The following is a 13,324-nucleotide window of genomic DNA, read 5'->3' as shown; positions in this document are numbered from 1 at the left end:
GATGATGATCGAACCTATGACCCCCGATTCGTCCGAGGACGAACATACCACTCTGACCGCCAACGCCCTGAAGGCCATGGCGCACCCGCTACGCTGGAAGATTCTCTGTTCGCTGGGGGAAAACGAACTCTCCGTCGGCGAGATCGTCGAGCGCACCGGCACCTCTCAAAGCAATATCTCGCAGCATCTCGAACAGTTGCGCAACAAGAACATCGTCGTCGCCCGTAAAGAGGCCAACCGCATCTATTACCGGATTCGCAACAGCCAGTTACTTGAATTAATTGGCATCATGCGCGAGGTGCTGTGTCCGATCAATCTGGACGACCGGGCGCATTAGGCGGTTTCCGGGTGGGTCGATTGTTTTCAGGAAATCACCCAAAGCCCCCCTCAATACGCCCGCCGCACCTCCAGCACTTCGGGGATCTGCCGGAGTTTGCCCCGCAGCCGCTCCAATTGATCCATGTTCCGGATCTCGATCGTGAAGCGCATGCTCGCGGAGTCGGTGCTTTTTTCCGAATGGGTGTTGACGCCGATCACGTCCACGTCTTCATCGGAGAACACCGAGGAGACATCCCGCAGCAACCCCTTGCGGTCGGCTGCGATCACCAGCAGGTCGACGGGATAGATGGTCTGGGTCGGCCGATCCGCCCAACGCACGCCGATCAGACGCTCGGCCTCGCTCGGGGACAGGTGTTTCAGGTTGCCGCAGTCCCGGCGATGGATGGTGACTCCCCGCCCGCGGGTGACAAATCCGACGATGTCGTCATCGGGAACGGGTTTGCAGCATTGCGCCATCTGGGTCATGAGATCGTCGACGCCCTCGACCACCACATCCCCCGAACCAGCTCTGGACGAGGCCGGAGGGCTCGCCTTTTTCTGCTTTTGGAAGACGCGAATTCGCGATTCCGTTTCCCGCGGCTCCTCGGCCCTGGGCTCGCCCACCTGGCGCGCGACCTGCCCGACCGCGAGATCCCCGCTGCCGATGGCCGCCAGTAGATCGTCGCCGCGCTTGTAGTTGAATTTAAGCGCGAGTTCGTCCAGATGCGGCTTTTCGAGCACGCCCAGCCGCGCCAGCTCGCGGTCGAGGGCCACGCGGCCCTCCTGCAGATGCTGATCGAAATGCTGCTGCTTGAACCACTGACGTACCCGATTGCGCGCGCGGGCCGTGGTCAGATAGCCCTGATGCGGACTCAACCAGTCGCGACTGGGGGCGGCGTTCTTCTGAGTCAGGATCTCGACCTTCTCACCGCTGCTGAGCGTGTAGTTCAGCGGCACGATCCGATCGTTGACCCGCGCCCCCCGACAGCGGTTGCCGATCTCGGAATGGATGGCATAGGCGAAATCCAGCGGCGTCGCCCCCTTGGGCAGTTCGACCACCTTGGATTGGGGCGTGAGCACATAGATGTGCACCGGCTCGAACGCGGACTTGAAGCGCTCCAGAAAGCCGCTGGCGGCATCGCCTTCGTTCTTCAGTTCCAGCCAGTTGCGCATCCAGACCACGCGCCGTTGGAACGCTGCGTCATGGCCCTTGGCCTCCTTATAGGCCCAGTGCGCGGCCACCCCGAACTCGGCGTGACGGTGCATCTCATGGGTACGGATCTGCACCTCCAGCGGCTTATCTCCCGGACCCACGACCGCCGTGTGCAGCGACTGATAGAGATTGCCCTTGGGGGTGGCGATGTAATCGTCGAACTCCTTTGGGATATGCTTCCAGAGTCCGTGGACCAGACCCAGCGCGGCGTAGCAGTCCGCGACCGTCTTCACCAGGATGCGCACCGCGCGCAGATCGAAGATCTCCTCGATATCCACCGCCTTGCGCCGCATCTTTTTCCAGATGCTATAGATGTGCTTGGGCCGGCCGGTGATCTCGGCCGCGATGCCGGCTTCCCGGAATTTCTCGCTCAGGGTCGTCATGACGGCGACGATGTATTGCTCGCGCTCCTCGCGCCGCTCGGCCAAAAGACTGGCAATCCGCTTGTACTCGTCGGGTTGCAGATAGCGGAGACTCAGATCCTCCAGCTCCCACTTGACCTGCCAGATGCCCAGCCGGTTGGCGAGCGGCGCATAGACGCGCTGCGTATCGCGAGCAATCTTCGTCCGCCGCTCCGGTTCGAGATCCTTGATGGCGCGCATCAGATGCACCCGCTCGGCGAGCACCACCAGCACCACCCGCACATCCTCGGCGATCCCAAGCAGCAGCCGGCGCAGGTTCTCCTCGTGCTCCAACTGGTCCTTCGCGGCGATGATGGCGTCTACGTTCGCGATCTGTCCGATGCGGGCCAGATCGCCGACCATGCGCGCGATCCCGGGACCGAAGCGCTCCTCAAGCTGGACCTCGGTCATGTCGCTCTGATCCAGACAGCCATTGAGCAAGGCCGCGATCAGGGTCTCGTAGTCCATCCGCAACCGCACCAGAATATCGGCGGTGGACAGCACATGGCGCACATGCGTCTCGCCGGTCTCGATCTGGCGGTCGCCGCGACAGCGGGTCAGCGCCGCGCAAGCCCCAGCGACCAGCTTTCGCTCCTGCGCCGGATAATGCGTAGCGAGGCTGTCGAGCCAGTGACGGATGGCGGACTCGTCGCTGCTGTCCTGCTCGGGAAGGTTGTAGGTGGATTTAACCATAAGATAAAGCCTCCAGCGGCCAGCCATCGGCCGCCAGCGGAGCGTCGCCATCGACGGATGGCGGGCGGCCGAGCGCTGGCGGCGGCGAACGTCAGTCTAAAATGTGACTCACCAGACCATCCGCCAGTTTCGGCTCGAACCAGGTCGACTTGGGCGGCATCACCTCGCCGGCATCGGCCACGGCCATCAGATCCCGCATCCCGGTCGGATACAGGGAGAAGGCCACCGCCATCTCGCCCGCATCCACCCGTTTGACCAGACCCTCCAGACCGCGAATGCCGCCGACGAAGTCGATCCGCTCGTCGCGGCGGGGATCCTTGATGCCCAGGATGGGGCCGATCAGGTTGTCCTGCAGCAGACTGACATCGAGCCGCGCGACCGGATCGTCGTGGGGGATGCGGCCGGGATCCAGGGTCAACCGATACCAGTGTCCGGCCAGATACATCCCGAATTCGGCCGGTTTCTCCGGTCTGACCGGAACCGGGCTGCCTTCGATCGCGAACGCCACCGACAGACGATTCATGAAGGCATCGACATCCAGTCCGTGCAGATCCCGGACGACGCGGTTGTAGTCCAGGATTTGCATCTGATCGTGCGGGAAGATCACGGAGAGAAAACCGTCGCCGGACGCCGTGCCGCTTGCCCTCCGGGCGGCCGCGACCCGCGAGGCGGCGGCGGCGCGATGATGACCGTCGGCGATATAGAGCGCGTCCAGCGCCTCGAAAGCGGCGGTCAGATGCGCGATGCGCGCGGTATCGGCAAGCGTCCAGAGTTCATGACGCACGCCATCGGCGGCGGTCAGATCGACCTCGGCGGGCGTGGCGCCGACCTCGGTCAGCAGGTCATCGATCGCCGGCGTGGCGCGATAGACCAGAAACACCGGCCCGGTCTGGGCATTCAGCGCCTCGATCTGACGCACCCGGTCGTCCTCCTTCACCGGGCGGGTAAACTCATGCTTCTTGATCCGCTCCGCGTCATAGGCCGCCACCGAGGCGCTCGCCACCAGCCCGATCTGCCGATGCGCGCCCATGGTCAGCCGATAGACGTAATAGCGCGGCGCCGGATCGCGGAGCAGCAGCCCCTCGGCGAGCATCCGCTCCAGATTCTCGCGCGCCCTGGCATAGACCGCCGGGGCATAAGGGTCAGTCCCCTCTGGAAGATCGACCTCGGGGCGCGAGATATGCAGAAAGCTCCAGGGCCGCCCCTCGACCATCCGCCGGGCCTCGGCGGCATTCATCACATCATAGGGCGGCGCGGCAACCTCGGCCGCGCGACCGGGGGCCGGACGCAGACCGGCAAAGGGTTGGATCAGGGACATCAGGGGCCTCGCTGGCAGTCGGATTCGTCAGCCCGCGATGGTATCAGCATGCTCGCGGCGATGTGGGAGTTAGCGTGGGCACTCACCAATTCTCGGTTTGAACGTCACTGTATGAGCAGTGGCGTCCCTGAAGCCGTTCGTGATGTCCTTGAAACCGTTCGTGGTGCCCCTGAAGCCGTTCGTGGTGAGGTCCTCGAACCATGAACGGCTTCACGCGCCAAGTCCGCCGATTCGCGCCCAACGAAAAACGTCCCCGGCCAGCCGTAAGCGGATCGCCCTGAGCAAAGTCGCAGGATGGCAGCGACACATTTCATGCCCTGCCATCGCTTGCGAACGCCAGGATCACCGCTGGCGCAACTGATCGCGGTAGGCGGCCAGCAGCCCGATGACAAGCGGGAGCACGCCGAACAGGATGAAGACCAGATCGCCCCAGATGCGCATCCACTCGACGAAGCGGGCAAGCTCGGTGGCGGTGTAGTTCAACGAACGGGCGTGCCAGTAGCCATTCTGGAGCACGTCCCACAGTTGCAAGACGCCGCCGGGGAAGAGGCTGAGCAGGATCATCAGGGCGAGACCGATATTCAGCCCCCAGAAACCGATCGACAGACATTTTCCGATCAGCGGCCAGGCTTTATCGCTGGTGACCTCGCGCAGGACATAGGCCATGAGACCGACCGCCAGCATGCCGAAAACGCCGACGAAGGCGGCATGTCCGTGATTGATGGTGAGGATGGTGCCCACCTCGAAGTAACTCACGATCGGCATGTTGATGAGGAAGCCGAAGATGCCCGCGCCGGTGAAGTTCCAGAAGCCGACCGCCATCAGGAAAAAGAACGTGAGGCGGTGCCGGTAGACCGGGCTGTCGCCGCGAGTCACGCGGTAGAAGTCCCAGGCATCCAGAGTGAGCAGCGTCAGCGGCACGACCTCAAGCGCGGAGAAGGTCGCGCCGAGCGCCATGGTGAGTTCGGTCTGGCCGGTGAAATACCAGTGGTGGGCGGTGCCGATCAGACCGCCGCCGAAGTAGAGGATGGCATCGAGATAGATGACCCGGATCGCCGTGAGACGTCGCACCAGTCCGAGTTGATAGAGGATGACCGCGACGATCACGGTCACGAAAAACTCGAAGAAGCCCTCGACCCAGAGATGGATCAGCCAGAAACGCCACACGTCGACCACGGAGAAGTGCGTGGTGCTGCCGAAAAAGAAGGCCGGGAGATAGAAAAAGGGAATCGCAAAGGCGGCGATCAGGAAGAAGTTGATGAAGGGGCGCAGTTCGGGATTGGCCCGCGCGGGCTGCGTGGCGCGCAGCAGCAGCCAGACCCAGAAGACCAGTCCCGCCGCCAGCAGGATCTGCCAGAAACGGCCGATCTCCAGATACTCCCAGCCTTGATGACCCAGCCAGTACCAGAGCCCGCCCAGCAGGTCATTGATGCCCAGCCACTGACCGAGCAGACTGCCGACGACCACCGCGACGAGCGCCCAGAAGAGCGCCATGATCAGCGGACGCTGACCCTTCGGATCGCCGCCGCTGAGCGCGGCGGCGACGAAGAGCGCGCCGCCCACGTAGGCGGTGGCGACCCAGAAGATCGCCAGTTGCAGGTGCCAGGTCCGCAACAGATTGCTCGGCAGAAGCGTCGAGAGATCGAGCCCGTAGAAACTCTCCGGATCGGCCCGATAGTGCGCAACCCCGCCGCCGATCAGAGTCTGAGCGAGGAAGAGCAGACCGGCGACGACCATGAACTGGAGCGTCGCCGCCTGCGCTGGCGTGAGGCTGGCCTCACCCAGCGCGACGCTCCGGACGGCCGGACTTGCGTCGCCCCCGTGCCAGCCGAGATAGTCGAACTTGCCGAAGGCGAGCAGCACGATCGCCGTGCCGGCAAGCAGAAACACGACGCTGATGGCGCTCCACAACACCGCGCCGCCCGTCGGGCGATTGCCGACCAGCGGATCGTAAGGGAAATTATTGGTGTACGAGTGCGCTGCGTCGGGCCGTTGAGCCGCTGCCGCCCAGGCGGTCCAACTGAAAAAGGCGGTGAGTTGGCGCAGTTCGCCGGGATCGCTGATCGCGTCGCGGGCGAGACCGCCATTGAGGGCGGGATCCGTGAAATAGGCGGTCCAGTCGGCGATCTGAGCGGCGAAGGCCGCCTGGCTGTCGGTCGGCAGGGTCAGGATCCCGCTGGCCGGGTCATAGCCGTTGGCCTTGAACTCGGCGGCCACCAGGGCATCGACACTGGCCCGCTCGGGCTCGGGCAGATCCGCGTAAGCAACCTGGAAGCGGGTCCGCGCGAATCGCTCGGCATGATGCAACGCGAGACCATGCAGCGTCTGAGCCGAAAAATCCGGCCCCAGCATGCCCCCGTGGCCCCAGATCGTCCCGTTGTCCATCAGCCCATACTTGAGAAAGACCTGCTGGCCGGCGCTGATATCCTCGGCGGTGAAGACGACCGTTCCGGTCGGATCGATCGCCTGTGTGGGAATCGGTGGGGCATTCCGGTAGGCGCTGAGCGAGATCAAGATCAGGACAGTGAAGCCGAAAACCACCACGATCGTCAGTGAGATTAGCCACCAGCGCGACAGGGTTTCGGCCGGTTTGGTCATCGTTGCGGACATCGTCGGTCTCCTCCTCATCGCAATCGAAGGATTAGGAAATTCAACCGTCATCTCCAAATGCCAATGTCGGGTTGCCAAGGGACACGGCAATCGCACGTCAAACACGGCATCCGGGCGGGCGTCCCAGCCCCCGTCGCGGGGCGTATCGCTGGTTTTCGACGCGAGACCAAGCCAGGACAACCCGCCCCGATGCTGAGGGCTGGAAACTGGCTGCATCGTTTAGATTTATCTCATCGTTTCGATTATAAAGTAGCAGAGTAGAGACGCATCGCGTACCGCTGGCGGCGCGCGCCGGGGTTTTGGCCTCGGGAAACGCACGCCAGCGTTGAGCACGAGCGCATCATCACCTGAATCCGGACGGCGACATGAGTGACAGCAGCTATCTCAAAGACCTGATCCTCCTGCGCAACGATCCCTCCAAGGTCGGTCCGATCCGCGCGGCGGCCGAGCGCGGCGAGGTGGACGCCCAATACGCCATGGGTCTAATCCACGCCGAAGGGCGCGGGGTGAGGATCGATCTGGCGCAGGCGCACTACTGGCTGTCGCTGGCGATCGATCAGGGCGACCGGGACGCCGCACGGCTACGCGATGTCGTCGGCAGCCAGATGACCGACGAAGAATACGCGGCGGCCAAACGGCTGAAAGCCGGCGGCGCCCTGAGCCTGCTGTCGTCGGACCGCCGGCATTGATCCCCGATGACCACTGTCGTCCTCGCCGAAAAACCCAGCGTTGCCCGCGACATCGCGCGCGTACTCGGCGCCACGCGCCGGGGCGAGGGCTTTCTGGAAGGTAACGGTTATCGCGTCACCTGGGCGCTGGGTCATCTGGTCCATTTCGCCGAGCCGGACGAGTATGGCGAGGACTGGGCCAAACGCTGGTCGGCAGACCAACTCCCGATGATTCCGGAGCGCTGGAAACTCAAGCTCGACCCGCGCACCGCCCCGCAATTCAAGCTGATCAAGGCACTGCTCGCCGCCCCCGACACCGAGCGTCTGGTCTGCGCGACCGACGCCGGACGCGAGGGCGAACACATCTTCCGGCTGATCTACGAACAGGCCCGCTGCAAAAAGCCGTTTGACCGACTCTGGGTCTCCAGCCTGACCGACGAGGCGATTCGGGAGGGTTTCCGCGCGCTCAAGCCGGGTCAAGCCTTCGATCCCCTGGCCGAGGCCGCGCGTGCCCGCGCCCAGGCCGACTGGCTGGTCGGCATGAATCTGACCCGCGCCTACACCGTGCACAACCGGGTGCTCTGTACCATAGGCCGGGTCCAGACCCCGACCCTGGCCATGATCGTCGCGCGCGATCAGGCCATCGCCAGCTTCACCAAGGCGTATTTCTACGAACTGGTCGCGCATCTGGCGGAGGGCTTCGACGCGCGTTATCTGCTCGACGGCGCGACCCGCATCGACAACAAGGAGACGGCGGAGCGTCTGCATCGCGAACTCAGTCCCTACGAGACCGGCACCGTGCGCACGGTGGACAAGAAGGTTCGCCACAACCGCCCTCCTCCGCTCTACGACCTGACCAATCTGCAACGCGACGCCAACCGCCGTTTCGGTTTCACCGCCGCGCAGGTGCTCGAACAGGCCCAGGCGCTCTACGAGACCCACAAGCTCATCAGCTATCCGCGTACCGAAAGCCGGCACATTTCGGAGGATATGCTGCCGCAATTGCCCGGCATTCTGCGCGCGCTAGATCATCCGCTCGCCCCCGAGGCGCTCGCGCGACTGGAATCCGGGCATCGCTTGAGCAAAGCCTATGTCGACCGCACCAAACTGACCGATCATCACGCCATCCTGCCCACCGACCGGATGCCGCCCGCGAATCTGCCGGACCCGTTGCGCAAGGTCTACGATCTGGTCGCCGCACGCTTCGTCGCCGTCTTTCTGCCCGATCAGCGAGTGGAAGAGACGCGGGTCGAGATTGCCATCGGCGAGGGGCTGTTTCTGGCGCAAGGTTCGGTGGTGCTGGAGCCGGGCTGGAAGCGGGTCGAGCCGAGCCGTCGTCCCGCCAGAACGCCCGAGGCGCCAGGAGCCGACCCTCGCCCGCCCGAAGCGGTCGATTCAGAGGGTCCGCTGCCGCCTCTAGAACCCGGCCAGACCGTCCATGTCGACCGCCTGGAGATCGTCGAAAAGGAAACCCAGCCGCCGCGTCACTACGACGACTCAAGCCTGCTCGCCGCCATGAAAAACGCCGGACGCACGATCGAGGACGACGCGCTCGCCTCGGCCATGGCGGCATCCGGTCTCGGCACCCCGGCCACCCGCGCCGAGACCATCGAAAAGCTCATCCGGACCGGTTACCTGGAACGCCAGCGCAAACAGATTCGCGCGACCGCCAAGGGTCAGGCCCTAGCCGGTCTGGTCGCCGCGCCGCTGCGCAGCCCCGAACTGACGGCCGGTTGGGAACAGCGGTTGAAACAGGTGGAACAGGGCGAACAAACAGCGGCGGAGTTTTATCGCGACATCGTCACCTTCGTGCGCGAGATGATCCCACAGATCGCCCAAGGCCCGGCCTTGAGCCCGGAGCAGGTTGCCGTCGCCCGCGCGGGCGAACCGACGCGCAAAGGCGGCAAGGCGGGAAAGACCGGCCATAGCGTCAGCGGCATCAAGTCCACCGGATTCGGCGCCTGCCCGATCTGCAAACAAGGCGAGATCACCGAGACCGCCAAAGCCTTCGGTTGCAGCCGCTATCGGGACGGCTGCGGTTTCACCATCTGGAAGACGGTCGCGGGCCTGACGCTGACCGAGGTCCAGGTGCGGCAACTCATCGAACGCGGCCAGACCGACCCCATCGACGGCTTTCAATCCAAGGCGGGGAAACCCTTTCGCGCCGCGCTACGGCTCGACGAGGCTGGCAAGGTGAATATGGATTTCAACGTCGAGAGGAGCGAACCGCCGAACGAAGTTCTTCAAGCCGTATCCGATCCGCCCTCGCCCGATCCAGACGCGGCCCGGGAGCCGGACGCGCCCGCCCGGTCGCCCGGCATTCGCGAGCAACCGCCTTTCTGTCCCAAGTGCGGTCAGGGCCACATCATCGAGGGCCGCCGCGGCTACGGCTGCAACCGCTATCGCGAAGGCTGCGATTTCGTGGTCTGGAAGACCATCGGCGATTTGACGCTCGACGAGGAACAAATTCGCGCGTTGATCGAGCAGGGGCACGTCGCACTGATCGCGGATATCAACGTCGACGAGACGGGTGGACGCATGGGAACACTGCGACTGGATAAACACTGGCGGACACAATTGGAGTTGATCGACAATGAGTCACGCCAATGATGATTGGTGCTGATCGAGTATTGAATGGCCTGCTCAATGAGTGACTAGGGCAAAGGCAGGGGTCATGCATCGACCGAGCGCAGGGTTGGTCGAGAGAATCTCATCGTGCCATCTGCCGTTCGGCTTATTCGAGCAAAAAAGCTCGTTGTATTCTCAATGGTCAAGGCTCACAGAAGACGAGGCGTGCAATTGTGGCCAATGTATCTGAAAGTTTCAGCGACGTCTCCGATAGCGCTGGCAATGCGAGCCTCCGCGCGCCGTTGCTCTTGGCTGCGTTCCTCTATACGCTGTTCGTTGTGTACGGCAGCTTCGTGCCGCTCGAATACCAACCGATGCCGTTTCATGAAGCGATCGCGCGATTTCGACAAGTTCCATTCCTGAATCTGGGAATTGGCTCTCGTGCAGACTGGGTTGCGAATCTCCTGCTCTTCATTCCGCTCACCTTTTTATGGCTGGTCGCACTCGCTTGCCCAGGAGGACGAAGAGGCGCGATCATTTCTCTGTTCGCCATTCTCACAGCGGCGCTCCTGAGCTTTAGCATTGAGTTCACTCAACTCTTTTTCCCGCAGCGAACCGTTTCTCAGAACGACATCCTTGCCGAAACCCTGGGCGGAATCGTCGGCGTTGCGCTCGCCTGGAGATATGGCAGTGGCCTTCGCGATTGGCTGACGGCTTGGACACAAGCCCGCACGGCGTCGTCTATGCTGGAAAAACTGGCGTTCGTCTATCTGTTCGGCATGATTGGCTATAACGTTTTGCCATTGGACCTGACGATCAGCGCGGTTGAGATATTTCATAAGTGGCAGGAAGGCAAGGTCAATCTGATGCCCTTTGCTTCGCTCCCAGCCGATCCCGTACAGTTGGTTTATGATTTGGGCGTCGATGTCCTAACCTGGGTGCCTTTAGCGTTCGTATGGCGATTCACGGGAAGGCGAAATACCTGGCAAGCCTGGTGGATCACTGTCGCTATCGCGATGGGGCTTGAATTAGCTCAGCTTTTTGTATATTCCAGGGTCAGCGATATCACCGATGTCTTCACCGCCATGCTCGGCGCAACCCTCGGCGCGTGGCTTGGAGCGCATTTCTCTTCCGAGCGCAGCCTCGGCCAGACAACAACGCCCACTGCGGTATGGCGACCTTTCGCGTTCGCGATCACCTGGAGCCTGATCCTGCTGTTTGTCTTCTGGTACCCGTTCGATTTCAGTCTTGACCCGGCGCTCGTTCGAGAACGCATAACCTTTCTTCAAAGATTACCGTTTACGATTTACTATTTTGGCACCGAGTTTCGGGCGATCACCGAAGTCCTTCACAAGACGCTTTTTTTTGTGCCCCTTGGAGCGCTTATCGGATGGGGTGCGCGGCAGGTCGACTGTCGGTGGAGTCGCCCGGTATTTCTGGCTGCTACCCTGGTCATCGTCATGCTTCCGCTGATCGTCGAGTTGGGCCAAGTGCTATTGCCAGAGAAAATCCCTGATACCACGGACTGGTTATTGGCGTGCCTTGGCGGCATGGCCGGTTACGCTGCTGCAAGCCGGCTGTTGCGGCCAGAGATCCCCGCCGTGGAAAGCACGCCCGTTCGAGCACGGACGAAGCGATCGCTTGTTCCTCGTCGGGAGGCATCCAAACCCATTTCCAAGTCTTTACACTTCGCCATGGTGGTTGCAGCGCTCACCATTGTGGCTGGCAGCGCGGCAACGACGTCGTCCATTCCCTATAACTTGCGCGAGCTTTTTCAGAGCGAGAATCCATGGATTACCGCTGCGCTGCTTGCGATATGCTGCTATTGGACCGCTGCTTGGCCCGTATGGCTCTCCGGGTTAAGCCCAAGGGGTTGGCTGCGTTGGTACCGCCTACCGGTTGGCATGGTCGCGTATGGGGCAGTCATCTACCTCTTGCTGCGAGCATCCGTGCCTCAGGAGAGCCTCTTCGACATGGTCGGAAGCCCAGTCCTGCAATGGCACGACGAGTTGGAGACGGCTTTACGATGGATTGCACTAGCGTTATTCCCAGGCGCGGTTTTCCTCCTGGCGAGACAAGGAGTTCAAGTATTGATCGGAAGGCAAGCGATCGGATCGGAAATTCTGAGTGCCGCGCTGCTGCTCTGTATCAGCTATTGGGGGATCGTGGACCAAGCGGCGACAGATAATCTGGTAGAACTCATGGCACGCCCGCACGCATTCTCTTTTGCGATGCTGACCGGTTGGTTGTTCGCGCTTTTCCTTTCTTCCGCATTGCTTGCGTCGCCTACACTTAGGCACCGATTCGGCGCGTCCGTTTTCTTTGTCGCGATGCTGCTGGGCATTTCGTTGGCCATCCTGCAGCTTGGCTTAGCCAGCGAAATTCATAAGTACGATCAAAACTTTTCCGCTCTCCAGTTCTTGCTCAGCACGGACCGCAATCACTACGCCGACGAAGCCACGGTTTGGCTCCGCTATGTCGTGGCGCATCTCTTCATCGTCGCGGCGCTCGCCCTAATCCAGTGGCCCTATTGGAGCGAGACGGGTTGGGTGACGGCGGTCGGCAATCGGAAGTGAGGGATATTTATTCCAGCGGATGGCCAACGCCCAGGACCAGATTGTTTCTTGTTAGAACCGTCGGACGATACTCCGCCGCATGTTTTTCCGGCCACAAGCGCACAAATGACGCGGGCGCTTTCCCTTGATTCACAAGCGTATTATGGACGACGAAAAGCTGGTTCGATGCCCATGCCAAACCCTCTGCCCCATAGGCAACCAACGCTCGATTCTCCGATTGCGCGCTCTGCGCGATCACATTGCCGACCAGCACCGCCTCGCCCCCGTTGGGTAGATCCACCTCGTAGGAGGCCTGTCCCTCGGGGCCGTCCACGATCCAGTTGTAGCGAAGTTCGGTGCTGCGCGCGCGGGATTTGACGAGATGCCCGCGATACCCGTTCTCGAAACGGCTGCCGGTTAACTCGAAACGCGCGATCCGACCGACATAGAGCAGATGAGGCAGCGAACCCTCCTGCCGCGGGGCATCGGCGAAGCGACTGTCGCGGATCCGCAGTTCGGCGTCTTCCGCGTTGCTGGTCAACAACCCCATCTGGTTGTCGTGAAAAGAACAGTCGGACAGCGTCAGTTGCCCGCCCTCGAAGCGGATCCCCGCGCCGTTTCCGCTCGGAACGCGGGCACCGGTGAACTCGAAACCCTGGATCTCGAAGCGCCCATGGCGGATCACCCAGATGGCCTTGCCTTCCGCGTCCTGCCCGTCGGCGACCAGAACCGCTGTCCCGCCGACACTCTTGATCGTCAATGCCTTTTGATGCCAAACGGCGACATCGCCACGATAGATCCCAGCGGCGACGAGAACCAGATCGCCGTCTTTCGCACGTCGCGCCGCCTCCGAGATGCGGGTGATCTCCTGATCGGGGCCGACCAGAAGCGTGTCCGCCTGTCCAACGGAGCAGAGAAGGAGCGCGAGAATGCCTGGATACATCGCGTGCATGTGTAAAGTACCCTAAATAGACACGCTT

The 13,324-nt window shown here is 62.3% G+C and carries 8 protein-coding genes; 4 read left to right on the top strand and 4 right to left on the bottom strand.

What is annotated here, in order from left to right:
• Window position 1: 1 nt before the first annotated feature.
• Complete coding sequence (locus tag THIVI_RS17875) at window positions 2-337, top strand: ArsR/SmtB family transcription factor (protein ID WP_014779933.1); 336 nt, start codon at window positions 2-4, stop codon at window positions 335-337.
• A gap of 50 nt (window positions 338-387) precedes the next feature.
• Here THIVI_RS17875 and THIVI_RS17870 read toward each other — a convergent pair whose 3' ends face one another.
• The 3 genes from THIVI_RS17870 to THIVI_RS17860 form a co-directional block, all read right to left on the bottom strand.
• Window positions 388-2,625 (bottom strand): RelA/SpoT family protein, encoded by a 2,238-nt coding sequence (locus tag THIVI_RS17870; protein WP_014779932.1) that lies wholly within the window; start codon window positions 2,623-2,625, stop codon window positions 388-390.
• A gap of 91 nt (window positions 2,626-2,716) precedes the next feature.
• Window positions 2,717-3,943, bottom strand: coding sequence for a DUF1015 domain-containing protein (locus THIVI_RS17865; protein WP_014779931.1), 1,227 nt, complete (start codon window positions 3,941-3,943; stop codon window positions 2,717-2,719).
• 342 nt (window positions 3,944-4,285) lie between these two features.
• A complete protein-coding gene (locus THIVI_RS17860; RefSeq protein WP_014779930.1) occupies window positions 4,286-6,553 on the bottom strand; it encodes a nitric-oxide reductase large subunit in 2,268 nt (755 codons plus the stop codon).
• 365 nt (window positions 6,554-6,918) lie between these two features.
• Between THIVI_RS17860 and THIVI_RS17855 the strand changes: the two genes are divergently transcribed.
• The 3 genes from THIVI_RS17855 (at window position 6,919) to THIVI_RS17845 (ending at window position 12,365) form a co-directional block, all read left to right on the top strand.
• The gene (locus THIVI_RS17855; RefSeq protein ID WP_014779929.1) at window positions 6,919-7,242 is read left to right on the top strand and encodes an SEL1-like repeat protein; all 324 of its coding nucleotides are present in this window, start codon (window positions 6,919-6,921) and stop codon (window positions 7,240-7,242) included.
• A 6-nt stretch (window positions 7,243-7,248) separates the two neighbouring features.
• Window positions 7,249-9,831 (top strand): DNA topoisomerase 3, encoded by a 2,583-nt coding sequence (locus THIVI_RS17850; RefSeq protein WP_014779928.1) that lies wholly within the window; start codon window positions 7,249-7,251, stop codon window positions 9,829-9,831.
• A gap of 191 nt (window positions 9,832-10,022) precedes the next feature.
• Window positions 10,023-12,365 carry a VanZ family protein gene (locus THIVI_RS17845; RefSeq protein ID WP_014779927.1) on the top strand — a complete coding sequence of 781 codons (2,343 nt, stop codon included), beginning with the start codon at window positions 10,023-10,025 and terminating at the stop codon, window positions 12,363-12,365.
• A gap of 7 nt (window positions 12,366-12,372) precedes the next feature.
• Here THIVI_RS17845 and THIVI_RS17840 read toward each other — a convergent pair whose 3' ends face one another.
• Window positions 12,373-13,296 carry a right-handed parallel beta-helix repeat-containing protein gene (locus THIVI_RS17840; RefSeq protein WP_014779926.1) on the bottom strand — a complete coding sequence of 308 codons (924 nt, stop codon included), beginning with the start codon at window positions 13,294-13,296 and terminating at the stop codon, window positions 12,373-12,375.
• Window positions 13,297-13,324 lie beyond the last annotated feature (28 nt).

This window comes from Thiocystis violascens DSM 198 (assembly GCF_000227745.2).
GTDB classification, from domain to species: Bacteria; Pseudomonadota; Gammaproteobacteria; order Chromatiales; family Chromatiaceae; genus Chromatium; species Chromatium violascens.
This window is presented reverse-complemented; position numbering and strand designations above follow the sequence as displayed.